The sequence below is a fragment of the Pseudoalteromonas sp. S1650 genome (genome assembly GCF_005887195.1).
GTDB lineage: Bacteria > Pseudomonadota > Gammaproteobacteria > Enterobacterales > Alteromonadaceae > Pseudoalteromonas > Pseudoalteromonas simplex.
Map to the genome: position 1 here is coordinate 111780 of NZ_PNDF01000008.1, position 25601 is coordinate 137380.

General features: G+C 43.8%; 19 protein-coding genes. 13 read left to right on the forward strand and 6 right to left on the reverse strand.

From position 1 onward, the window contains the following. Nucleotides 1–49 precede the first annotated feature (49 nt). The 5 genes from CWB80_RS01705 to CWB80_RS01725 all read right to left on the reverse strand — a co-directional run bounded on the left by CWB80_RS01705 (nucleotide 50) and on the right by CWB80_RS01725 (nucleotide 7746). Nucleotides 50–2500 (reverse strand): ABC transporter permease, encoded by a 2451-nt coding sequence (locus tag CWB80_RS01705; protein WP_138599092.1) that lies wholly within the window; start codon nucleotides 2498–2500, stop codon nucleotides 50–52. After that, nucleotides 2500–3252, reverse strand: coding sequence for an ABC transporter ATP-binding protein (locus CWB80_RS01710; RefSeq protein ID WP_055198568.1), 753 nt, complete (start codon nucleotides 3250–3252; stop codon nucleotides 2500–2502). Before CWB80_RS01710 ends, CWB80_RS01705 begins: the two co-directional genes overlap by 1 nt. Next, complete coding sequence (locus tag CWB80_RS01715; protein WP_138599091.1) at nucleotides 3249–4526, reverse strand: HlyD family secretion protein; 1278 nt, start codon at nucleotides 4524–4526, stop codon at nucleotides 3249–3251. Before CWB80_RS01715 ends, CWB80_RS01710 begins: the two co-directional genes overlap by 4 nt. A gap of 153 nt (nucleotides 4527–4679) precedes the next feature. Further along, nucleotides 4680–5342, reverse strand: a complete 663-nt coding sequence (locus tag CWB80_RS01720; RefSeq protein ID WP_054552322.1) for a response regulator transcription factor — start codon at nucleotides 5340–5342, stop codon at nucleotides 4680–4682. Nucleotides 5343–5454: 112 nt separating this feature from the next. Continuing rightward, a complete protein-coding gene (locus CWB80_RS01725; RefSeq protein WP_138599090.1) occupies nucleotides 5455–7746 on the reverse strand; it encodes a TonB-dependent receptor in 2292 nt (763 codons plus the stop codon). 295 nt (nucleotides 7747–8041) lie between these two features. Between CWB80_RS01725 and CWB80_RS01730 the strand changes: the two genes are divergently transcribed. From CWB80_RS01730 to CWB80_RS01790, 13 genes are all read left to right on the forward strand, one after another. Beyond that, entirely contained in the window at nucleotides 8042–9343 is a 1302-nt protein-coding gene (locus CWB80_RS01730) for a GntP family permease (protein WP_138599089.1), read from the forward strand. Between the two features lie 9 nt (nucleotides 9344–9352). After that, nucleotides 9353–10540, forward strand: coding sequence for an E22 family MetX-like putative esterase (locus CWB80_RS01735; RefSeq protein ID WP_138599088.1), 1188 nt, complete (start codon nucleotides 9353–9355; stop codon nucleotides 10538–10540). 4 nt (nucleotides 10541–10544) lie between these two features. After that, nucleotides 10545–11306, forward strand: a complete 762-nt coding sequence (locus tag CWB80_RS01740) for a 3-hydroxybutyrate dehydrogenase (protein ID WP_054552326.1) — start codon at nucleotides 10545–10547, stop codon at nucleotides 11304–11306. Nucleotides 11307–11315: 9 nt separating this feature from the next. Then, entirely contained in the window at nucleotides 11316–12023 is a 708-nt protein-coding gene (locus CWB80_RS01745; protein WP_063527828.1) for a CoA transferase subunit A, read from the forward strand. 11 nt (nucleotides 12024–12034) lie between these two features. Continuing rightward, nucleotides 12035–12694, forward strand: a complete 660-nt coding sequence (locus tag CWB80_RS01750; protein WP_054562936.1) for a 3-oxoacid CoA-transferase subunit B — start codon at nucleotides 12035–12037, stop codon at nucleotides 12692–12694. A gap of 227 nt (nucleotides 12695–12921) precedes the next feature. After that, complete coding sequence (locus tag CWB80_RS01755) at nucleotides 12922–14163, forward strand: OprO/OprP family phosphate-selective porin (RefSeq protein ID WP_138599087.1); 1242 nt, start codon at nucleotides 12922–12924, stop codon at nucleotides 14161–14163. A gap of 12 nt (nucleotides 14164–14175) precedes the next feature. After that, nucleotides 14176–15141: a Bug family tripartite tricarboxylate transporter substrate binding protein gene (locus CWB80_RS01760; RefSeq protein WP_370316435.1), complete on the forward strand. Its 966-nt coding sequence runs from the start codon at nucleotides 14176–14178 to the stop codon at nucleotides 15139–15141. Nucleotides 15142–15150: 9 nt separating this feature from the next. Beyond that, complete coding sequence (locus tag CWB80_RS01765) at nucleotides 15151–15615, forward strand: tripartite tricarboxylate transporter TctB family protein (RefSeq protein ID WP_054552330.1); 465 nt, start codon at nucleotides 15151–15153, stop codon at nucleotides 15613–15615. A gap of 3 nt (nucleotides 15616–15618) precedes the next feature. Next, entirely contained in the window at nucleotides 15619–17157 is a 1539-nt protein-coding gene (locus CWB80_RS01770; RefSeq protein WP_054552331.1) for a tripartite tricarboxylate transporter permease, read from the forward strand. A gap of 14 nt (nucleotides 17158–17171) precedes the next feature. Next, complete coding sequence (locus CWB80_RS01775; protein WP_138599086.1) at nucleotides 17172–18794, forward strand: ATP-binding protein; 1623 nt, start codon at nucleotides 17172–17174, stop codon at nucleotides 18792–18794. 37 nt (nucleotides 18795–18831) lie between these two features. Beyond that, on the forward strand, nucleotides 18832–19560 hold the full coding sequence (locus CWB80_RS01780) for a response regulator (protein ID WP_138599085.1): 729 nt from the start codon (nucleotides 18832–18834) through the stop codon (nucleotides 19558–19560). A gap of 209 nt (nucleotides 19561–19769) precedes the next feature. Further along, on the forward strand, nucleotides 19770–21857 hold the full coding sequence (gene fusA, locus CWB80_RS01785) for an elongation factor G (protein WP_138599084.1): 2088 nt from the start codon (nucleotides 19770–19772) through the stop codon (nucleotides 21855–21857). Nucleotides 21858–22244: 387 nt separating this feature from the next. Continuing rightward, complete coding sequence (locus tag CWB80_RS01790; protein WP_138599083.1) at nucleotides 22245–22661, forward strand: hypothetical protein; 417 nt, start codon at nucleotides 22245–22247, stop codon at nucleotides 22659–22661. A gap of 43 nt (nucleotides 22662–22704) precedes the next feature. Here CWB80_RS01790 and CWB80_RS01795 read toward each other — a convergent pair whose 3' ends face one another. Then, on the reverse strand, nucleotides 22705–25482 hold the full coding sequence (locus tag CWB80_RS01795) for an ExeM/NucH family extracellular endonuclease (protein WP_138599082.1): 2778 nt from the start codon (nucleotides 25480–25482) through the stop codon (nucleotides 22705–22707). Between the last annotated feature and the right edge of the window lie 119 nt (nucleotides 25483–25601).

Below are 25601 nucleotides of genomic sequence, written 5' to 3' on the forward strand. Positions count from 1 at the left end.
CTTATTATCCTGTTGAGGTGGCTTAAATTTAAGCCACCATTTTGTGCTGTTAATCGTTACGTAGTGCGGCCATAGGTTTTGCTTTAAGCAGTAAAACCAAAGGTCTAAAGCAAGTGAATAGCGCAATACATAAGGTAATACTCCAAGCGAGTAACTGCAGTCTTACATCAAGTATCAGCCAAGACATGAGCTGTCCTTGTAACATGTAAAAACCCACCATTACCGCGGCGAGAGCAACCGCAAAACCAATGAGCACAGGGATAATAGCTTCAACACTCATCAACTTGAATAAGCGTGCTTTTTTTGCACCTAATGCCATACGAATACCAAACTCATAGCGGCGCAGACCCAGGTTGTAGCTCAGTACCCCAAAAATACCGATTGCTGCTAATAATAGAGTAAATAGCGCTAAGGTACTACACAGAACCACGGTCAGTCGGCTCATGTACAGTAAATTGTCGTACTCTTGTTGCAGGTCATTAAACTGCCACATGGTTAGGTCGCTGTTTTTTTCTTTTAGCGTATTAAGTATTTGTTTATTAGTCAGCTTAACGCCTTCAGATGCTTTGATAGTAAACATGTAGCTATACGGTGTCGCAGGCCACCAAATGTGACGACCAAACGATTCATCGTAGTATTTAGGGTGATTAAAATCTTCGGTTACACCCACCACTTCATACATCTTTTCTTCTAAGCCTTGGTAGCTCTTGCCGATGATATTTCGATAGTCTTGGCCTGGTAATAAGTTTTCAGCCACGCTGACCGATACCAGTATCTCGTTAGTTTCACCGCGTATTGCTTGTTCAGTAAAGGTGCGGCCAGCGAGAATTTTGGTGTTAACTAACGCAAAGTAATCAGGCCCTACCCACTGACTAGGGAAGAAAACTGAGCTTTTACCGTTTACATCAGTCAAGGTGTTGGCGTTTTGTCTTTGCGAAACCGGGCTATGACCCAGGGCAACATCATCAATGCCTTGGCTATCAAGCAAAACCTGCTTGTATTGCAGCATATGTTCGTAGCGCTCAGCCAATGACATCTGATTATTTGGCTGGAAAAGGTTGGCAAAATATAGGTTTTCGGTATCACTGCCGAGTGGGCGGTTAATCGTGCCCATGGCTTTACTCACTACCATCACTGAAAAGCTAACAAGCAGCGCGGCAACAAACATTTGTGAACCAATTAAAATACGCACTGTACGGCCAGATACCTGTGAAACCCCGCCTTTACCACTGTTCTGCATTTGCGTATTTAGGGTTTTGTAATTCACCAAACGCGCTGTAATTACAGAGAAAATATAAGCAAGAGCAATACACAGTATGATGGCAACAATGACCAACGTGCTATCCACGGCCAAGCTATTAACCAGTGGCAGTCGGCCTTCTGCTAGTACTTTAAATAAACGTATGCCCCATACCGATAAAAACAGCGCAATGCTTACCGATAAGGTCATTAAAATCAGTGACTGTAAAAAGATACTTTTAAATAATGTGCTGCGTTTTGCACCTAACACCGCCTGCAAAGCGAGGGTTTTATGTTGAGCAAGAGCGCGTGAGAAAAACAACGTGCTTACATTAAGTACTGCAATAATCAGTAGCCCTACTGCACCGGCTAACATCATTAAGCTTAAGTCATCGTTATTACCCAGCTCAACGTCACGATACGGGGTTACTTCAGGTTTTACATCGGTGATCCCCCCGTTGTTTAGCCACTCTGATTTAACCGTATCAATTTGCTGTTTTAAATCGACTTTAACTTGATCTATGGTGACCCCAGGCTTTAAAACTGCAATCAGTTTTAGGTTTTTGAAAGTGTTTGTCCACGGGCTTTGCCAATCGTCATTGTGAAAGAAACGGCGGTCCGCACTGGATGGAAACCACACTTCAACGTCACTTGCTTTAAACATGTAGGGTGGGCTGAATGAGTCATCAACAACACCGACGATACGGTAAACGTAATCGGTTTCACCCGCCATGACTGAAAGTGTTTTACCAATAATGTTCGGGTCGCTGTTGTAATGCTTGCGCCAGAAATTAGCAGAGATAACAACGCGGTCATCAGGAGTTTCGAGTGTTTCTCCAAGGTCAAAACCTTGTCCCATTAAAAATGGTGTGTTTAATAAGTCAAAATAGTTGCCGCCAACATACAGCACAGGCTCTTTCGGTTCGCCATCTAGGTTTGCAAAGATTTGCTCACCCGCATTGATCATCATACTTTGTTCAAAGCTTTGATTATGCTTAAGCCAATGCACCATCGATTGATAGCTTTGAAAGCCGGTAGCATCGTAGTCATCATAAGTAAGTGATTGCTCAACCACCACCATACGGCTTTCATCGTACACATCAAGGGGCTTTAAAAAGTAGCTGTTAACAAGGCTAAGCACCACAAACAAGGTGGCAAGAGTTAAAGCAAGCGTTGCGATAACTGCTGTTACAAAGCCCGGAGCATTCATTAATGATGCCCACGCTAAGCTAAATTGGGCGCGTGTTTTGGTTAATTTCATTACATCACCTCAGCGCTTTCAAGTGCATGCTCAGTATTGTCGCTGCTAGGTGCTTGGCGAGCTTCAGAGTAGGAAACAATTTCACCATCTAGCAATTTAAGTTGCGTTTTAGCACGTCCGGCATAACGTAAATCATGGGTTACCATACAAATGGTGGTGCCTTTTTTATTCAGCTCATCAAGCAAGTCCATGACGGCATCACCATTTTTTGAATCTAAGTTACCAGTTGGCTCATCCACCAATAAAATGCTTGGCTTGCCAGCCAGTGCGCGGGCAATAGCAATACGCTGTTGCTGACCACCTGATAATTGGTTTGGTTTATGCTGAGCACGATGGCCCATCTCAACTTCATCAAGGGCTTGTTTTACAGCAAGCTCAATTTCGCTTGGGCTCATGGCTGGCTCTCGATAAGTGAGCGGCAGTGCTACGTTGTCAAATACCGATAATTCATCAATTAGGTTAAACGACTGAAATATAAAACCAATGTGAAGGTTTCTAAGTTCAGCTTGCTGATCCATATCAAGGGTTTTTGTGTCGACTTCTTTAATGAAATAGTCGCCAGCAGTTGGGCTATCGAGTAAGCCTAATAATGACAGTAACGTCGATTTACCACAGCCAGATGGGCCGCTAATGCAGATATAGTCACCTTGGTTAATATTCAGGCTGATGTCTTTTAATGCATAGGTTTCAACATTTTGGCCGCGATAAACTTTGGCGATTTTGTTTAATGAGATAAGCGTATTGGTTTTCATAAACTGTCCTGTTCGATTTTTATTGTTGCCAAATGCTGCCATTTAGAAAGGTCTGAAATGATCAGCTGTTCGCCCACGGTGGCACCGCTCAAAAGTTGAATTTGATTGTCACTAAGTGTACCAAATTCGATATTGGTTGGCGTTGCTAACTGGGTATTTGGATTAAGTTTAAACAGCGTGGCTTCGCTGTGTGCTTGTGCTTTTTGTGGCACGTTAATGGTTAATGCATCGGGAATAATGTTGCTAACGACATAGCCTTCGATGCTTAAATCGGGGCGAGCATTAGCGGGCAGTGTGCCTTGTAAATCAAGTTCGATAATAACTCGACCATCGGTAACAATAGGGTCAATTCGGGTGACTTTGGCATCAACTTCACCGTGGTCTGCTTGGCTAAAAGTATTTACTTTCGCTGCCATATTGAGTGCCACTTTTTCGGCATCTGCTTGCTTAACGCTTAGCTCTGCTTTGAGTGCTTTATTTGAGCCAACCACCGCAAGGCGGGTACCCGGCACGAGGTTTTGGCCAAGTTCAACATTCAATTCTTGCAGCATGCCATCGATACCTGACGTTATTTGCAGCTGATCAAAAGCCTGTTGCTCAACTTGATAATTAAGCTCAAATTGGCTTAATAGTTCTTGCTGTATTTTGCTACGTTGTAAGTGCATTTCTTTAAGCTGTGCAAGGCGTTGTTGCTCGATACTTACGCGTTCTGTAAGCTGTGCAACGTTTAGCATGCTTCGTTTGTAATCGAGGCTTGAAACAATCCCTTGCTCGATCAGTTTGCTTTCAGCATCGACTCTAAGCTCTGCACTTTGCAGCTCACTTTTTAATATGGCGAGATTTGCTTGGCGCTCAAGTAGTTCACTTTGCTGGTTAATTCTTTGCTCATTAACACTGGCTTTTTGGCGAGCAAGTTCTAGCCGAGCGACCGATAAACGCTGCGCTTGCTGTGGGTTGACGAGGCTTAAAATCACTGTGTCTTTTTTGACGATAGTGCCGGGGTATACATGGATAGCTTCGACCATTGCGGTGTCGGTATTGGTTAAATAACGTTGATACTTTGGCTTTAAACGGCCAAAGCCACGTATTTTTACCACAAAATCGGCTTGTTCTACGGTTGCTATTTGCAGCTGGCTTGCAGCAACCACTGTGGGGGTTGTCCATTGATACACCATTAAAGCGCCAAGAGCCGATACGCCAATGGCTGCAACAGCCAGCCATTTTTTAGCTTTTGATTGCTGAGGTTTGCGTTTTAGTGTGCTGTCTAAATCCATGATACTGAGAAAAATAAATAATCATGGAATAGCTAAGGCGAGTTTTGTGCCAAAAGTTAAGGTGTTGAAAAGTAGTAACTTTTTATCTTTTGCAACGTGAGCTTTTCCCACTACTGGGAAAGCGAGTTTTAAAACTGGGAGTGAATGCTTAAATTAGCTTTCTTCGATTTTGCCAACCTGCGAAAGCTGGTTAAACAAAATGCCTGCTTGGGTGCGGTTATAGACATTAAGTTTGCGTAAAATCGCTGACACATGTTGTTTTATTGTGGTTTCTTGAATCGACATTTCAAAGGCGATTTGTTTATTCAATAAACCGTCGGCAATCATCGCTAGTACGCGGTATTGCTGCGGAGTTAGTTTTTCAAGGTTACGAGCAAATTCGCTTTGTTCGTCGTTGATCACCACATCGGTTAAATCCACTTCAGGTGGTAACCAAGTGTCGCCATTGAGTACATGACTAATTGCTTCACTAATAACATCTAAAGAAGATGACTTAGGAATATAGCCAGCAGCGCCAAGGCTCATCGCTTGTTTGATTATGGCGGGTGTCTCATTGGCAGAGACCATGATTACCAAGATATCAGGGTAGTGGTTACGCAGTTGCGAAAGGGCTTGCAGGCCATTTGCACCTGGGATCGTAAGGTCTAAAAATATCAGTTCAATCTCAGGATGAGCGCTTAACAGTGCAAACAAACCATCAATGTCACTGGTTTCTTTAATATGTTCTTCAGGCACTGATGTCGCGGCAGCTTGACGCAGCGCACTTCTAAATAACGGGTGATCATCGGCGATTATGGTGTTCACAGCTAAAGACATTCCCTCGATTCTCCAATGCGTTATGTTATAAGTGATTTTGCCTTTTGAAACAAGGTTTGCCTGAGGGGAAGTTTCAGACAAACCTTTCTCACACAAGGATTTAGATTCTATTTTAGAAACGGTAACCAACAGTGAAGGCTACAGTGCGAGGGTCGCCGTAGTAACCAATTAGCGTATTATCACCACCTAAACCTGGTGTGTATTTGCTGGTATCTGTTGGGTCTGTTGGATCCGGTGCCACGAACTGGTAACCACCAATCATGTACTCTTCGTCCGTTAAGTTTTTACCGTAAAGACCTGCCGTCCAGTGACCATCTGTGCTGTACCAAGTAATACCCATATTAAAAATACCGTAAGCATCTTGCGTTAGTAGGCTATCTTCTTCAAATAGCGCGTAGTCGCCTCTGTGGTAGTAGTTACCATTGATAACGAAGTCACCCATTTCTGTGTACATACGGTACGTTGCACCCAGGTTAAAGGTTAAGTCAGGTGTGTTTGATACCGTAAAGCGGTCTGATTTATCGAATGCTTCACCGGTTTCTGGGTCGTAATCAATTACGTTATCGAAGTTACTATCGATGTAACCCACTGACGCATCAAAGCTGAGTGATTCTGATGCAACATAGTTTAGTTCAAGCTCGATACCATCTGAGGTTGACTCACCAATGTTACCTAAACGTTGGTTCAGATCTGCTGCGCTATCGCCCGGTAATACCGAAATATATTGACGGTCTTTATGGTCAAGGGTGAATAACGTGACGTTTGCACGTAAGTTGTTGTTCCACTCACTCTTCATACCGATTTCGAATGAATCGACGATTTCTGGCTTTGCAGCTGGCTCTGCAGTGGTTGCACGTGGATTGAAAGTACCTGACTTAAAGCCTTGCGCATAACTTGCAAAGAACATGATGTCACGATTGTACTGGTATTCAACGCCAGCACGTGGTGTGAAGCGTGACCATTCTTCTTCATCATCGAGTACCGTTGGTACAAGCTGACCTTCTGGGCGAGTGTAACCTGGTACCCAACCTGATTCAGGGTAAACAATGTCAAAGATTAGGCCATTGTTAACCTGCGCTTCTTTTTTGTCTTTGGTGTAACGTGCGCCGAGTGTCATTGACCATTTATCTGTTAAATCAATCGAGCTTTGGATATACGCTGCTTTACTGTTTGAGTTACTACAGCCGCTTACTTCACGAGTCAGACCCGGAGCACCTAGACTTTGACCTAAGATACCTAAAATAGCCTCAAATTGACCGCAAGATTCACCATCATAGTAGTAAAGACCTGAAACCAATTTGTAGTTATCGCCTTGATGATTTAGCTGCAACTCGTGAGTCGTTTGCTCATCATCGTAAATAGCAGGTACGTCGAAAATTTGCAGTGACGTGTTATCAAAGTCGATATTGGTTGGTGAGTAGCTCTCACGGCTTGAACCGATATATTTAATGCTAGTGCTGTCAGTCATATCCCAACGAGCAGTTAGGCTGTAACCTTCGAGTTCAACTTTATTCCATGTTGGTAAGCTGGTGTAAGAGTCATACACGCTGTCTGGAACTGGTGCATCAGTAAGAATACTTGGTAGTAAACGGTAACCACCTTTTGCGTTTGATTTGTCTTCTGTTTTATCCCACGCGAGGCGGAAGAATAAGTCATCAGTCGGTGTGTATTCGAGTGTAACACGAGCTGCGGTTACGTCTTTGTTGTAGTTTTCGCGGTCTTGGTTATCAAGAGCCGATGTTAAAAACTCACCAAAGCCATCACGGTTAAGCGTTGCAAAACCAAAACCCACGTAAAGTTTTTCGTCAACAATCGGTAATTGGCCAGTGATTTTTAAATCTTTTTGGTTATAGCTACCTACAGTGCCTTGAATATTTAATGTTGCATCACCGCTCATTTCTTTGGTGACGTATTTAATGGCACCACCAATGGTATTTTTACCGTAAAGCGTCCCTTGCGGGCCGCGTAATACTTCGATTTGTTGAACATCAAGTAGATCAAGCACGGCACCTTGAGGGCGAGCAAGATAAACATCATCAATATAGATACCTACACCCGGCTCATAACCCCAAAGTGGATCTTGTTGACCTACACCACGAATAAACGCAGTAATTGTAGAGTTAGTACCACGGCTTGCTTGCAAGGTAGTATTTGGCGAGAACTGCTGAACTTCGGTCATGACGACGATGCCATTTTCAGCTAGCTCTTCAGCACCAATTGAAGTGACTGCGACTGGCACTTCTTGCAGGTTTTCAACAGTTTTACGTGCTGTTACCTGAATACGTTCAAGTTCACCTTTTTTTGCTGCAGGTTCGGCTTGTTCTGCCGCTTGAGCACTGACACCTGCCAAAGCAAGTGATACAGCCAGAGTAAGTGGCGCGACTTTTGGGTTAAGCTTTATCATGTTGTATTCCTTGTTATTGTTGTCATTAGTCTTATGGCCACTCACATCGATGTTGCCGAAGACTGAATAAGATTTGCCCGTGTCACCTGTCAATTAATGTAGAAGATAGTTGCAAAAATTGAATTAGTACCATAGTGCTATACCCGTCACAGCCCTTTATTTATCAAGCAATTAAGCTATTTTTAAAGCAGATAGTACCTTAGTGTTATGTATTTTTTGAACGCTTAGGGTAAGACTGAAAGCATTATTCCGATGTCACCTCATCTGTGTAATAACAATAATTATAGGAATGTCTATGCTGAGCATGATAGGACTGTTAGGCGGTTTAATACTGCTGATCATTTTAACGCTGCGTGGGGTAAATTTATTTATCGCTGCGCCAATCTGTGCACTGTTAGTTGCACTTAGTAGTGGCATGGCCATTTTCCCTGTATCGGCAGATACAAACTTTATTAACGCCTATATGGATGGCTTTGCAGGCTTCTTAAGTGCGTGGTTTTTTATGTTCTTACTGGGGTCGTTGTTCGGTAAATTCATGGAAGACACCGGTGCTGCAGACAGTGTTGCAAGCTACATTGTGGGTAAACTAGGTATGAAGCACGCCGTTCTTGCGGTTGTGATTGCCTGTGCTGTTTTAACCTACGGTGGCGTGAGCGTCTTTATTGTTGCGTTTTCCGTTTATCCAATGGCATTAAGTCTGTTTAAAGATGCAAACTTACCGCGCCGCTTTATTCCAGCAACGCTGGCATTTGGTTCGGTGACCTTTACCATGACTTCGGCAGGCTCGCCAGAAATTCAAAACTGGATCCCGGTTAAGCACCTTGGTACGTCACCCTATGCAGCGTGGGAAGTGAGCTTAGTGGTCGCTATTTTCATGGCGACAGCAGGTTACTTTTGGTTGAACAAGATGATCAAAAAAGCCGTTGCTAATGGCGAAACCTTTGAAGCGCGTGATGATGATCCTGTCATTATTGAGCGTCGTCGTCCGCATCCAATCACGGGTGTGATCCCGCTTATTGTGGTGCTACTTTTATCATTTACGCTACATGATGTACTGCAGCAAACCGCGCTTATTGTCGCTTTGCTTGGTGGTGTACTGAGTATTGTGATTATCAATTTTAAGCATTTTCACGATATGGGTAACGCTATTAATGTTGGTACAACCGGCGCTTTAGTGGCAATCGGTAATACCGCTGCTGTGGTTGGTTTTGGCGCTGTGGCGAAAGTATCACCGGCATTTACCGCCGCTGTCAATGTGATGACCCATATGCCGGGGAATGAGTTGGTTGGTGCTGCGGTTGCGGTGAGTGTAATTGCCGGCTTAACAGGATCTGCTTCTGGCGGACAAGCCATCGCATTACCCCTTGTCGCACCAGGTTATTTAGACATGGGTGTAAACCCTGAACAACTGCACCGTGTGGTAGCAATTAGCTCTGGAGCCCTCGATACCTTGCCGCATAATGGTTATGTGGTCACAACAATACGCGCTATCTGTAAAGAAACGCATCAACGAGCGTATTGGTCAATGGCAGCGCTGACTGCGGTCATTCCGCTTATCGGTGTCGCATTGGCACTCGGACTCTTTATTTTCTTTTAAGGAACAGCAATGAAAACCAAATTAATAATTTTGCTATGGCTGGTTGTATTTAGTAGCACCGCGTATGGCGCTGCAAACAAAGCCGACACCATGCTGGTGGAAAAGCAGCATTTTACGACAAAAGATTTTACCACTGTGTCTGGTGTGACGTTAGAGCAAGTGGATATTGGTTGGGAAAGTTACGGAAAACTAAACGCCAATAAAGATAACGTGATTTTAATCACTCATTACTTCTCTGGTACTTCTCATGCCGCAGGTAAATATAAAGCGGATGATGCCCTACCGGGTTATTGGGATGCGATTATCGGCCCAGGTAAAGCTATCGATACCAATAAATATTATGTGATTAGCTCAGATACCTTAGTGAACGCCAACTGGCATGATGAAAATGTAATCACCACAGGCCCTGCGTCAACTAATCCAAAAACAGGTAAACCTTATGGTTTGGATTTCCCTGTGGTTACGATTACTGACTTTGTGAATGTGCAAAAGCGTTTACTCGACAGCCTAGGAATCACTAAATTACATGCTGTGATGGGTGCATCAATGGGGTCGTTTCAAGCACTTGAGTGGGCTACTCGTTACCCAGATAAAGTAGAGCGTTTAATTCATGTGATTGGCGCTGCAACGATGGATGCATGGACAGTCGCTGCACTTGAAAAATGGGCGTTACCAATTCGTCTAGATAAAAACTGGCAGCAAGGTAATTACTACGGCAAAGAGCGCCCGTTAGATGGTTTAGCGGCAACCATGCTTAATATTACGCAAGATGCGATGCATCCAATTATTTATAACGCGAGCTTCCCTGACTTTAATGTATTGGATGAAGGTGCATTAAAAGATATTCGTACCTTGCCTAAGTTAAACCAAGTACTCGCTCAGCGCGCAATGGCACGAGCTAAAACCCAAGATGCAAACCATGTACTTTATTTGGTCCGGGCATCACAACTATTTACCGCTGGTATGCAAAGCGATTTAACAACGGCACTTAAAAATGTCTCTGCCAAAACATTATTACTACCCGCAACGAACGACTTACTGCTTCGCCCTGAAAACATGCGCACCGTTTTTGACACCATGAAAGCGGCAGGTAAAGACGTTGAGATTTCAGAAATTGAAGGGGGCTGGGGACACCTTGATGGCATTTTCTCAATCGCCCCGAAAGCGCAGCTTATCAGTGAGTTTTTAGAGGAGTAACCCGATGAGCAAAACAGTTTTAATTACCGGTGCAGCCAGTGGGATTGGTCTATATGTTGCCCAGCAACTGGCGATGCAAGGTCACACTATTATTGTGACTGATTTAAATCAGCAAGCAGCACAACAAGCGGCGGCAGGCATTGTTGAGCAAGGTGGTAGCGCCGAAGGGTATGCGCTTAATGTGGCAGATAGTGATGCAATTGAGCAGTTTTTCACTGAGCTTAATCAGCCAATTGATGTACTTATTAATAATGCAGGTATTCAGCACGTGGCAAAGCTTGAAGATTTTCCTGCTGATAAATGGCAGTTCTTACAGCAAGTTATGCTCGTTGGCCCGGCGATGATGACCAAGGCGGTACTCCCTCGCATGCGTGAGCAAGATTTTGGTCGCATCATTAATATTGGCTCAATTCATGCCATGGTGGCGTCTAAATATAAGTCGGCTTATATCGCTGCAAAACATGGCTTAATCGGCTTTGCTAAAACCATGGCACTCGAAACTGGTGATGCCAACATCACGATTAATACTGTGTGCCCAGCCTATGTAAAAACGCCGCTTGTGGAGCAACAAATTGCCTCGCAAGCCAAAGAACATGGCATTTCTGAGCAACAAGTGATCGACACAATTATGCTAGCACCAATGCCGAAAAAAGCATTTATCGGCTTAGATGAGATCCTGCATACCGTTAGCTTTTTAATGGCCGATGCAGCACGCAATATTACCGCCCAAGCAATCGCCATTGATGGCGGTTGGACTGCACAATAGGAGGAGCCAATGGCAGGTTTTGATAAAGTAGTTACAAGTTATAGCGAAGCAATGGCTGGCCTTGAAGATGGCATGACAGTGATAGCCGGTGGATTTGGCTTATGCGGTATTCCTGAAGGCTTGATTGCGCAAATTAAACGTCAAGGCACCCGAGATTTAACCGTGGTATCGAATAACTGTGGTGTTGATGGTTTTGGTTTAGGGGTGCTACTTGAAGACAAGCAAATCAGCAAGATGGTTGCCTCTTACGTTGGTGAAAACGCGTTATTTGAGCAGCAACTATTAAATGGTGAACTAGAAGTTGAGCTGACACCGCAAGGCACCTTAGCTGAAAAAATGCGTGCTGGCGGCGCGGGTATTCCTGCATTTTATACCGCAACGGGTGTCGGTACACCGGTGGCTGACGGTAAAGAAACCCGCAATATTAATGGTCGTGACTATTTATTGGAGCCAAGCATTACTGGCGACTTTGCGATAGTTAAAGCGTGGAAAGCAGATCGTTATGGTAACTGCATTTATCGTCATACGGCGATGAACTTTAATCCGATGGCAGCAACCGCTGGCAAAATTACGGTTCTTGAAGTTGAAGAAATTGTTGAGCCAGGGGAGCTAGAGCCAAGCCAAATTCACACGCCGGGTATCTATATTGACCGAGTGATTAAAGGTGAATTTGAAAAGCGCATCGAGAAAGTTACCACTAAGCAAGAGAATCAATAAGGAGCACGCTGATGGCATTATCACGAGAACAAATCGCTAAACGCGTGGCGATGGAACTACAGGATGGTTACTACGTTAACTTAGGTATAGGTATTCCAACCTTGGTCGCTAATTATGTCCCTGATGGCATCGAAGTGATGCTGCAATCAGAAAATGGTTTACTCGGTATGGGGCCATACCCAAGTGCAGACCAAGTTGATGCTGATATGATCAACGCAGGTAAAGAAACGGTCACCGCTGCAACGGGGGCGGCTATATTTAGCTCTGCAGAAAGCTTTGCCATGATCCGCGGCGGCCACGTTGATTTAACCGTGCTGGGCGCGTTTGAAGTAGACCAAAACGGCAACATAGCCAGTTGGATGATCCCGAAAAAGCTGGTTAAAGGGATGGGCGGTGCGATGGATTTAGTGGCCGGTGCTAAAAACATTATTTGTACCATGACCCATGCCAACAAGCATGGTGAATCAAAACTGCTGACCGAATGTAGTTTGCCGTTAACGGGCGTTGGTTGTATCAATAAAGTGATCACCGATTTGGCACTTTTAGAAATTAAAGACGGTGCATTTCATTTATTAGAGCGTGCTCCGGGTGTTTCGGTTGATGAGATTATTGCTAAAACACAGGGCAAGCTGATTGTATCTGGTGACGTTCCTGAGATGACTTTTAGCTAGTTTTGCGACTTTTAAGCAGCTAATTTGCCTAGATTTTATACTAACCCCCAGTAATGTGCTTTTTGTTCATGAGTTTTATGAACAAAAAGCCATTTATCACCATCAATGCAACTTACCCCCTAAACATTTCGTTAATCTATCGTTAACACTATGCTCCAAACCAGATCGCCGTTTGCAGTAGGCCGATCAACGACAACAAATAATTATAATCTGGTGTGGAGTAATTCATGAAAGCAAGTAACACACAGCTCGCTTTAGCCGTTGCAGCGGCGTTAGCAAGTACATCAGCATTCGCACAAAGCGACACTGAACAACTACAGCAACAACTCGATGCACTTCAAAAAGAAGTGGATTCATTAAAAACATCTAGCGGCTTCAACCTAGAATTTGGTGGTCGCGTGCAACTTGATTACAACTATTTCGACGGTGCTTACAATGCCGACAATGATGGCGCTGGAGGCAGCGACTTCTTCCCACGTCGTATCCGTACTTATGTTGAAAGTGAACATGGTAACTGGGATCACAAATTACTACTCGAATTTTCTGAAGGCTCGGCTGAAATCGTGTTAGCGCGGGTACGTTATGCATTCGACAACGGCTTAAAAGTAAAAGCCGGTAAAATCCGTGAAGACATGTCGCTCAATGCGCTAACCAGTTCTAAACACATTAATACCATTGAGCGTAGCACCCTTGCTAACACCTTCTCGCCTTTCTTCCGCTGGGGTATCTCAGCTTCTCAATACTTTAAAGATTCAGGCTTACGTTACGCGGTGGGTGTTTACAAAAACGATGCGTTTGGTGCTTCAGGCCATGACGAAAATGACAAACTGACATTGGCTGTAACAGGTCGCTTAACTTGGTCAAGTGCAGCGCCGGGTGATGTGATCCATTTAGGTGCTTGGCATTCTTATCGTGATATGGGCGACAATGATTTGAGCGCTCGTTTTGCCCGTGGTGAAGTGCGTGAAACCAATGTGCGCTTAGTGGATTACGCAGTCGGTGGTGAAGCCGCAGCGCTAAATAGCATGTCGCAAAGCGGTCTTGAATTTGCCTACCAAGCGAATGCATTCACTCTAGAGGCTGAATATGCCAGCCGTTACCTTGATACGGTCGATAGTAGCAACGAACTTGATGGTGAACGTTTTGATGGCTTCCATGTTTCGGCAAGTTACTTCTTAGGTGGTGAGCAGCGCCGTTACAAAGCAGGCTCAGCATTATTTGTACAACCGAAAGGAATTAAAGATGCATGGGAACTTGTTGCCCGTGTGTCACAAATGAACGCTAGCAGCAAACAGCAAGGTACCGACGTAACCACTTACACATTAGGCACATCTTATTATCTAAGCAGCGATATCAAATTTATGGGCAACCTGATTTACAGCGATGTTGATGGTGCCGGTGCTTCTACGCTGGTAGGTGATGAAGATTCAGGTATGGGCATCAGTGCTCGTATGCAGTACTTATTTTAGGAGTCGTGCATTATGACTATGTTTAAATCATTAAAAAGATCTGTTTTAGCAGCTTCATTATTAGTAGCCAGCCCACTGGCATTAGCAAACTTACACTTTTTGGTACCGGGTGGCCCAGGCGGCGGTTGGGATACTACAGCACGTGGTGTCGGTGAAGCAATGGTCAAAGCGGGCATTGAAGATAATGCATCATTTCAGAATATGTCGGGCGGCGGCGGTGGCCGTGCAATTGCTTACTTGATTGAGTCGGGCACTAAAAAAGGCGATATGTTGATGGTTAACTCAACGCCTATCGTACTGCGCGCATTATCAGGCAAAATTCCTTACAGCTATCGCGATTTAACACCAGTTGCCAGCATGATTGCTGATTATGGTGCGTTTGTTGTGCGTAATGACTCACCATTTAAAACATGGCAAGACGTTATTGATGCCATGAAAAAAGACCCAGGCTCTGTAAAAGTAGCAGGTGGCTCTGCGCGCGGCAGCATGGATCACTTAGTGGCTGCACAAGCGGTGAAAGCGGCGGGTCTTGATGGTCGTCGTTTACGTTACATTCCTTACGATGCCGGTGGTAAAGCGAAAGCAGGTTTACTGTCGGGTGAGGTCAACTTACTTTCAACAGGCTTAAGTGAAGCACTCGAAGTCGCGAATGGCGGTCAGGCACGTATTTTAGCGGTGACTTCTGCAGATAAATTGCCAGATTACCCAGCAATTCCAACCTTAAAGTCGCTAGGTTACGACATGGAGTTCGTAAACTGGCGCGGCTTTTTTGCAACCCCAGATTTACCAGCAGACAAACTAGCCGAGTACACAGAAAAGCTACGTAAGCTACAACAAACTCCTGAGTGGGAAGCGGTTCGTGCTCGTAATGGTTGGCTAAATCTATTTCAAGAAAAAGAAGCGTTTATTAAATCGCTTGAACAGCAAGAAGCGCAATTACGCGTTGTAATGAAAGAACTTGGTTTTATCCGAGGCTAAGGTTAGACGATGTTAAACCGTGAACTAATTGGACCAAGTTTATTCTTGGTCCTCTTTACTCTCTACGCCCTTGTGGCTTGGCAAATTCCACTTATGCCATTTGAAGAGTACGAAAGCGTTACTTCTGCTACCTTACCAAAAGTGTATGCAGTATTCGGTATCGTGGTGTGTGTACTATCGATTGGTGCCAACTTATTAAAGCAAGCGCCTGCAGAAAAAGCAGATCTACTCAGTAAGGGCAACTTACTACGTACCTTTGCACTGTTGGTTTTAATGGTTGCTTATAGCGCCATGCTTGAACCGTTCGGCTTTTTAATTGCCACCAGTGCCTTTTTAATTACGGGCTTTTTTATCATGGGCGAACGCCGTAAGGCAGTGTTGTTGTTTGCTTCTGTGCCTGTGGCCGTGGTTTTTTGGTTTTTAATGACACAAGTACTGGGCATTTACTTAGTACCTGGCAACCTGTGGAGTTAAGTTATGCTTGATGGAATTATGTTAGGTTTGTCGACCGTACTCGACTGGAACAACTTGTTATATGTGATTGTAGGCTGCTTTGTTGGCACGTTCATTGGTATGCTACCTGGTCTTGGTCCAATTACTGCAATTGCGTTGATGATCCCGATCACTTACAGCATCGGTGCTGATTCGGGCATGATTTTAATGGCCGGTGTTTACTACGGGGCTATATTCGGTGGCTCTACTTCTTCTATTTTGATTAATGCGCCGGGTGTAGCGGGGACAGTAGCGTCATCGTTTGATGGTTACCCACTAGCAAAACAAGGTAAGGCTGGTAAAGCCCTTGCGATTGCAGCTTATTCATCCTTTATAGGCGGGACCATTGGCGCCATTTTATTGATGGTGGCTGCGCCATTATTAGCGAAAGTGTCATTAAGTTTTCAGTCGCCTGATTATGTTGTACTGATGTTTTTAGGCTTAACGGCGATTGCTGCGTTCTCTAATAAAGGGCAATTTTTAAAAGCTATGATGATGACGGTATTTGGCTTAATGCTGGCAACGGTAGGTATTGATCCCTCTTCAGGTACCGAGCGCTTTACTTTTGGCCAAGCTGATTTATTAGATGGTATTAGCTTTTTATTAGTAGCAATGGCAACGTTTGCGTTGGCTGAGGCACTGATTAATGTGGCGCGCCCAGAAGCTGAGCCAGATAAAAAAATTGACGATCCTGATACGCCAAAAATTGGTTCAACAAAACTGACTAAAGAAGAAGTAAAAGATATGGCTCCTGTGGTTGGCCGCTCATCTTTACTTGGCTTTATAGTCGGTGTTTTACCGGGCGCAGGGGCAACGATTGCCAGCTTTATGGCCTATGCTACTGAGCGTAACCTTGCTCCAAAAGCACTGAAAGATAAATTTGGTAAGGGTTCAATGCGTGGCTTAGCGGCGCCTGAGTCGGCTAATAATGCAGCCTGTACGGGCTCATTTGTACCATTACTGACTTTAGGTATTCCAGGCTCTGGTACAACAGCGATCATGTTAGGGGCATTAATTGCTTACGGTATTCAGCCGGGCCCTATGTTAATGCAAGAAAACCCAAGCGTATTTTGGGCTGTCATTGTCAGTATGTACTTTGGCAACATTGTACTGCTGATTTTGAATCTGCCGTTGATCCCATATTTCGCTAAAGTGTTGGCAATGCCTAAATCTGTGCTGACCGTGATGATTTTATTCTTCAGCTTAATTGGTGTGTATTTAGTGTCATTTAACACCTTTGATTTATTTATGATGGTGGGCTTTGCGCTGGTGGCCTTGGTGCTTCGATTGTTAGCTTTCCCGATGGCACCTTTATTACTTGGCTTTATCCTCGGTGATATGATTGAGCGAAACTTCCGCCGTGCCATGATGATTTCAGATGGTTCGCTGAGCTTTTTATGGGACCGCCCATTAACACTGAGTATTTTTGTGATTTCGATCTTAGTGTTGTTGTTCCCACTGAAAGACTATATTGTCCAACGTCGTAAAGAAAAAGCAGCTACGCAAGCAGAGCAACATGCGTAGAACAAGGCACTGATATGAGATACACCAATAAGCTAAACCCATTTCAGCATATGGTTAAAAAACCTAAGCGCTTAGAAACGCGACTCATTATTTGGGTTACCGGTCTATGTGTTTTACAGGCTGTGTTGTTTGGCGCATTGGTGTATCAGATCACTGCAGAAAGCTTACATAACCACATGGGTGATAAAGCGCTTGCGCTCGCAACCAGTATTGCCTCACGGGATGACGTACAAAATGCATTGCAAACCAAGCAAGGGCTTGATGAGTTAAATACGCAAATAGAGCATATTCGTGAACTCACCGCTGCCAGCTTTATCGTAATTGGCGATAAAAATACTCGCCGCATTGTTCACCCCGACTCTGACAAGCTCGGTAAGCCGATGGTGGGTGGTGATAGTAAAGCGGCGCTACGTGGTGAGCGGTATGTGTCGATTGCAAAAGGGAGTTTGGGCGAGTCTATTCGTGGCAAAGTCCCCGTGCTTTCAGAGCAGGGCGAAGTCATCGGCTTGGTATCGGTTGGCTTTTTAGTGCAATCAATTGAACCGCTTATTCGTGCTCGCAGTGCTGAAATTATGCTTTGGGGCTTGTTGTTAGTGGGCTTGAGCATTCTGGCTGCGGTATATATCGGTCAACGGGTACGTAACGCTATTTTTGGTTTACAGCCTGACGAAATAGCACGGTTGTTCTCGGAGCAAGATGCTATTTTGAACACTGTTCGTAGCGGCATTATCGCTCTCGATCCTGAGGGTAACGTGCGTAACTTAAACCAACGTGCTTGCGAAATTCTCGGTAAACCGATTAGCTGTATTCATCAGCCTCTTAAGCTTGCAGATTTGCTTCCTGAACATAGCGAGTTTTTGATGCATAACCAACAGCGCCCGATTGTAGGTTTTGAATTGTTTGCCGCCGATAAACGCATTGTGTTGTCGCGATATGCATTGCAAGTGCAAGGTCAGGCTGATGGTATTTTGTTGAGTATGCGCCCTGCGGATGAGCTTGAATATTTATCGCAGCAATTAACTAAAGTGCAAGCCTTTGCTGAGTTATTGCGGGTGCAAACGCATGATTACTCGAACAAGCTAAACTTAATTGGTGCGTTAATTCAAATGGGGCAAACGGATCAGGCAATTGAGTTAATTGGTCAAGAAAGTAAAGGCTCGCAAGCGCAGATCCATCATTTACTCGAAAGGATCCAAGATCCGGTACTAGCAGGTTTATTGGTTGGTAAATACCACAAAGCCCGTGAATTAAACGTGATACTTGAGCTTAATCCAGATAGCTTATTAGGATCGATCACCCGTAAAGATATGCTTGAACGGGTTGTCTCGATACTTGGCAATTTGATTGATAACGCAATTGAAGCTGCTATTCGAGCTAGCGATACACGTACCCCTAAGGTTCGTGTTACGGTTGATGAAACCAGTAAAACACTATTGTTTGATGTTGAAGACAGCGGTTTTGGTTTAGGCGATGACAAGGATGTGATATTTACACCACAATACAGTTCTAAGTCAGGGGCTGAGCATGGTATCGGCCTTTATTTAGTTAAAACCAACTTAGATTCGTGTCGTGGTAGTTTAGAAATAGGTGAGTCTGATCTGATGGGGGCACGCTTAAGTGTCTACATTCCAAAATAATAAAAAATGATCAGCCTATAAATAAAAGGTAAAGAACATGACTTACTCAGTTGTCATTGTTGAAGACGAAGTTGAAGTAGCCCAATTATTGGCGCAATACTTATTACTTCCTCATGGCGTTGCTGGCCAACAAGGGGTGCGGCAAGCACTGCGTCAGGGGCAATATCAGGTTGTTGGTATTGCAGGCAATCTTGCCACTGCGAAAGCGCTATTATCGGCGATTAATGCCGATTTAATTTTGCTCGATATTCATTTACCCGATGGCAATGGCCTTGATTTACTTAATGAATTACGCCGCGAAGAAATGAAAAGCGAAGTAATGCTATTAACCGCAGCAAAAGAAGTAGAAACACTGGAAAAAGCCATGCAACTTGGCGCCTGTGATTTCTTAGTTAAACCATTAATGCTAAATCGCTTAGATCAAGCGCTGGCGCGATTCGAAGCAAGGCAACAATGTTTATCAGATGCCGATGAAGTAACCCAATCTATGGTCGATACTTTATTTGGATCGCAAGAACAGTTAAAAGCCCCGGTCAGGTTGCCAAAAGGGGTGGATCAGCTCACTTTGCAAAAGATCTTAAAAGCTTTTAAAGCGAATATTGGCACGGCTTTTACTGCTCAGCAAATGGGTGATTTAGTCGGCGTAAGCCGCTCAACAGCCCGTCGTTACCTTGAATACTTGCTTGAAGCTGAGCAAGTCAGTGCTGATCAGAGCTACGGAAGTATCGGGCGACCCGAGCGTTGTTATAAAATGACAAGTAGCTAATCACATCATTTAAATGCCAAATCAGCGCTAAATTAGCGATTTTAGTAGCATAAACTCACTGTTCGGCACGTTAAAAAGTGCCGCTTATCCTGAGCATAGAAAAATTTTATAAAATTGATTGCATTTTAAGCGACTTCGATGGTGATGTTCGCTTTAAGTAATGCTATACTCCCGCCGAATAATTTTTCGACTTTATTAAGAGTAAAATAATGGCAGATTTATCGAAGTACAGAAATATAGGTATTTTCGCCCACGTTGACGCGGGTAAAACTACTACCACCGAGCGTATCCTTAAGCTTACGGGTAAAATTCACAAAAGTGGTGAAACGCATGACGGTGAGTCTACTACTGACTTCATGGAACAAGAAGCTGAGCGCGGTATTACAATCCAATCAGCAGCTGTAACTTGTGAATGGAAAGGCCACCGCTTAAACGTTATCGATACTCCGGGACACGTTGACTTCACAGTAGAAGTATACCGTTCACTTAAAGTACTAGACGGTGGTATCGGTGTATTCTGTGGTTCTGGTGGTGTTGAGCCGCAGTCAGAAACTAACTGGCGTTATGCGAACGAATCAGAAGTTGCACGTGTAATCTTCGTAAACAAACTAGACCGTATGGGTGCTGACTTCTACCGTGTAGTTGATCAAGTTAAAAAAGTACTAGGCGCAACTCCATTAGTGATGACTTTACCAATCGGTATCGAAGACCAATTCACTGGTGTAGTAGACGTACTTGAGAAAAAAGCATATGTTTGGGATGAGACAGGTCTTCCTGAAAACTACGAAGTACAAGACGTTCCAGCTGACATGGTAGACAAAGTTGATGAATACCATGAAATGCTTGTTGAGTCTGCTGTTGAGCAAGACGAAGACTTAATGATGGCTTATATGGAAGGTGAAGAGCCTTCTTTAGAAGACATCAAACGTTGTATCCGTAAAGGTACTCGTGACCTTGCGTTCTTCCCAACATACTGTGGTTCTGCATTCAAAAACAAAGGTATGCAACTAGTACTAGATGCGGTTGTAGATTACCTACCTTCGCCTACAGAAGTTGACCCACAACCTCTAACTGATCCTGAAACAGGTGAGCCTACTGGTGAAGTAGCAACTGTTTCTGCAGATGAGCCACTTAAAGCGTTAGCATTCAAAATCATGGACGACCGTTTCGGTGCACTTACGTTCATCCGTATCTATTCTGGTCGCATGAAGAAAGGTGACACAATCCTTAACTCAGCAACTGGTAAAACAGAGCGTATCGGCCGTATGGTTGAGATGCAAGCTGACGAGCGTACTGAGCTTACTGAAGCACAAGCGGGTGACATCATCGCTGTTATTGGTATGAAGAACGTTCAAACTGGTCACACTCTTTGTGATCCTAAGCACGAATGTACACTTGAAGCGATGATCTTCCCTGATCCAGTAATCTCAATCGCTGTTGCTCCTAAAGACAAAGGCGGTAACGAGAAGATGGGTGTTGCTATCGGTAAGATGGTTGCAGAAGATCCTTCATTCCAAGTTGAAACTGACGAAGATTCAGGCGAAACCATCCTTAAAGGTATGGGTGAGCTTCACTTAGATATCAAAGTAGATATCCTTAAGCGTACTTACGGCGTAGACCTAGTTGTTGGTCAACCTCAGGTTGCTTACCGTGAAACTATCACGAAAGAAATCGAAGATAGCTACACGCATAAGAAACAATCTGGTGGTTCTGGTCAATTCGGTAAGATCGATTACCGCATCAAGCCAGGCGAGCAAAACTCAGGCTTCACGTTCTCTTCATCAGTTGTTGGTGGTAACGTACCTAAAGAATTCTGGCCTGCAGTTGAGAAAGGCTTCGCATCAATGATGCAAGAAGGTGTTCTAGCTGGCTTCCCAGTATTAGACGTTGAAGTTGAACTTTTCGACGGTGCTTTCCACGCAGTTGACTCATCAGCAATCGCGTTCGAAATCGCTGCTAAAGGCGCTTTCCGTCAGTCTATCCCTAAAGCGGGTGCACAACTTCTTGAGCCAATCATGAAAGTTGACGTATTCACTCCGGAAGACAACGTAGGTGACGTAATCGGTGACCTTAACCGTCGTCGTGGTATGATTAAAGACCAAGAAGCTGGCGCAATGGGCGTTCGCATCAAGGGTGATGTACCACTTTCTGAAATGTTCGGTTACATCGGCCACTTACGTACTATCACTTCTGGTCGTGGTCAGTTCTCTATGGAGTTCTCACACTACGCACCATGTCCTGCAAACGTTGCTGAAACAGTAATCGCTGCAGAAAAAGAGAAAAAAGCTGCTAAGTAATTAGCCTTTTAACTTCTTTTAAAAAAACCCGCACTTGTTGCGGGTTTTTTATTGCCTAAAATAGACCGCTTATTAAACGAATTGGTGTGATACCAACCCGCAATAATACTTAATCATTTTGAGGTTTTATTGCCTCAAAATAGACAACTTAATTAAGCGGATTGGTATGAGTGGTATAAATTATAATATTTTAATTTAAATCTATTATAGGTAAAAAGTAGCGGTTTTATAATGAGTTGCGGTCTGGTTTCTTTTTTCTAGTACAAAAGTATTTTTTTGTACCTTGTGTCCCTTTTTTAGACTCTGTAAAATAGCAATCGAATGATTCTTTAATCATTTTGTATTAAACGTCAGCTTATTATCATTAAAATTTTAAGATTCAGCCTCATGAAAACGATAAAGTTAAGTCCTAATTGGACTCTACAGGGAACCAAGATAGCGTTTGCTATTCTTGTTTTATTAAGCGTTACTTTTCTTGGAACATCGCTACTTTTGTTTCTTTTACCTATTTTGCTCTTTATAACTATTTTAAATTTCTTACAACTGCGCTTTTTACACTGTTATAAAGCGGGAATTTGTTATTCGCGTGGAATTAAAAAGCGTTATATTAACACTGAAGATATTGCTGCAGTTGAGTTCTCTCAGCTCGCATTTCTAACTATTTTTAAAGTAGATTTAGTAAATGGAAAAAGCTGCCAATTCTTTAATTGGCAAGTTAGCGATGAGCAAAAAATTGAGATTGAAAGACTCTATAAGGCAAAAGCCAACTCTAGAGTTGAATCAGTTTTAGAGTGTGAAGTATAAAAAAGGCCGCGATAAGCGGCCTTTTTACTTAATGGGGTGTCGCTTATTTTTTCATGCGACGACGAAGTGCAAATGGTAAAGCAAGTAGACTTAACCAAGCAAATGAACCAGAATCATCATCTTTTGACTCTTCTTCAGTTTCATCTTCTTCAACTTCTTCGGTTACATCATCTGCCACATCATTGGTAATGTTGATGTAGAGTAATTGTGCTTCTGATAAGTTGCCTGCGCTATCTTCTGCACGGATCATTAATGTAAGCTTGTCTTCTTCTTCAAAATCGAGCTCTTTGGCTACTGTGATTTCACCTGTAGCACTGATTGCAATCGCGTCAGCATGCTCACCTTCAATGCTAAAGCTAACGACAGGTGTATAATCAGCGTCACCATCAGAGAAAACAAGTTGACCAATCACAGCGCCTACCTCACTGTTTTCAACGATTTCGAATGATTGCTGAACTTCGATTACTGGCGCTTGTTGTTCTGGAACAGGCTCTGCAGATTGGATATCAACAATCACTGGGTCGTGATCAGATGCACGGTATGCATCGTCAGCGTAAAGGCTAGCTTGTTGTGTCGATGATTTATACTCAAGGTTGTAGTCTAGGCTGATTGGCTCATCGGCATTGATATGCCAATCCGTAGCAGCAACAACTTTAGCAAGCATAGATTCAGAGACTAGTGCGTGGTCAAGGCTACCAATGCGGCCAGAGAAGCTATAAGAATAACCTAATGTGTCGCCGTCTAGTTCAGCAACCGCACTCTTCAGACCTTTATCTGCAAATGCACGGATAGGATCTTCCATCGCGTATGCGTTCATATCGCCCACTAAGATGATATCTTCATCTTCAACTTCTGTTGGGTAAGTGGCTAACCAATCAGCATATGCATTTGCACCCGCAACACGGATTTCATTCCAACATGCTTGACCATCGCCTAAGTCAGCATTATTACCTTCAGCGCTACCACAGCCGCCTTTAGATTTTAGGTGGGCAACGGCAACAGTGAAGATTTCTTCGCTTTCAAGAGATTGGAAGCTTTGTGCAATTGGCGGGCGATTGCTGTAATCGAAAGGTTCTACTGTGGTATGAGCAGCCTTACCAACTTCAGATACTTTATTTGAGCGATAAATCAGTGCTGTCGTGATTGCATCAGTACCAATTTGGTCAACGCCGAAATCAACGAATGCGTAGGTATTTTCTGCATCTTCATCATTAAGTGCAGATACTAGGCTAGCAATGGCGCTATTTTCACCGAAACCGTCATTTTCGATTTCCATTAAGCCAATCACATCAGCATTTATAGCCGTGATTGCGCTAACTAATTTAGCTTCTTGGCGAGTAAACTCTTCTTCGCTATCTGCACCACGGCTAGTTGGGAAGCCTGCACCTTGGCCGTCGCCATTAAAGTAGTTTAATACGTTAAAGCTTGCTACACGTAGATCTGCATCTTCGTTAAGCTCTGGTGCATCTGTACGAGGGTTAGTTACAGTGAACTCAGGTTGTACTGTAGGGTGAATACGATAACGGTCGAAGCTATAACCCATCACACCGGTAATCGTATTAACAGTATCGCCTAAACGTAATGTGTTATAGGCATCAAGGCCCGTACCTGGGTAAGCAATAGGATCAAGGTTTTGCTTTGTTGAACCATCGTCGATTAAGATTTGTTTTTTAAGGTTTTCAGTTTCAATCGCATTCGCTGCATCACCTGGTAGCGCCACTTGAGTACCTTGGTATAAACGCTCAGTACCTAAGTCAACTTCACCATAGCGGCCAAGACCGTAGTTATTATTAACTACTAAAGGTTGCGCGATGGTTACTAACATACCTTCATAGGCTTCAAGGTCTGCAACGTCAGTAACTGGTAAAGTGATTGCGGTTGCATCTGTCGATAAGCCGGTTGCACAGATCTCAACTTGGCTAACATCACCTAGTTGTGTTGCGCTGTAGTATTCTGCCACGCTACCTTTAACACGTACGTGGTCACCTACAGCAACATCAGTATCTGCGAAATAAACGAATACACCTTCAGAAGTAAGTGGGTTTGTATCAACATCAGCAGCAAGTGAGCTAATGAAGAAGCCTTTTAGTTGATCATCACCTTGGAAGTCAGCTGTAACAACACCTTCAACTTCAACCTCAGTGTTAATAAGCGGGCTGTCACCGCCTTCACCTTGAATTGCGCTAATTAACGTTTTTGTTGCGCCACACTCAAGCGGTGTCACTGGATCTGGTTCAGGTGTTGGCTCTGTGCTATCACCGTATAAACCAATATTGCTGAAATCGTCTTGGTCGAATTGTTCCCACTCATCGCTTGGGTTGAATGCTGATGTTGCATCTGTACGACCTGTAGTCACAGTTGCTTTACGGCGAAGCGTTTTATTTTGTGTAGAAACACCGCCTTCATCCCATGCTGAACCCGGATCAACACCAAGTTGACCAAAGCTATCAACGATTGCACCGTCTTTAGTTAGTACTAATGCGTCATCACCGTTGAAATAAGTGATTGTTGATTCGGTGTTGCCTTTTGCTTTTAGTTCATCAGCAGAGCCTGCGTTAACAATAACGTAAGTTGCATTTGCAGCAAGTGTACCGGTTAGCGCTAAGGTGTTGTTTGGCGCAGCAAGGTCGCCATTACCATTTGAGTATAAAGAGATGGTGTAACCGTCAAGCGATAGATCAGCACCAGACGTGTTATAAAGCTCTACCGCTTTATTGTTAGAGCTTCCTTCAACGTATTCAGAGATGATTAGGTTGGCAGAAGCAGGCGCGCTCAAGCTTGCAATCACAAGCGCGAGCGGCGTTAATTTTGTATTTATCATTATTTTTCCCGTGTATGTATTATAAAAGTCCCAATATGGGACACAGTACTTTAAGAAAAATCTATGACAAATTAAATACAAAATGTTAATAAAATCGGAATAATTACCAATTTTTAGAA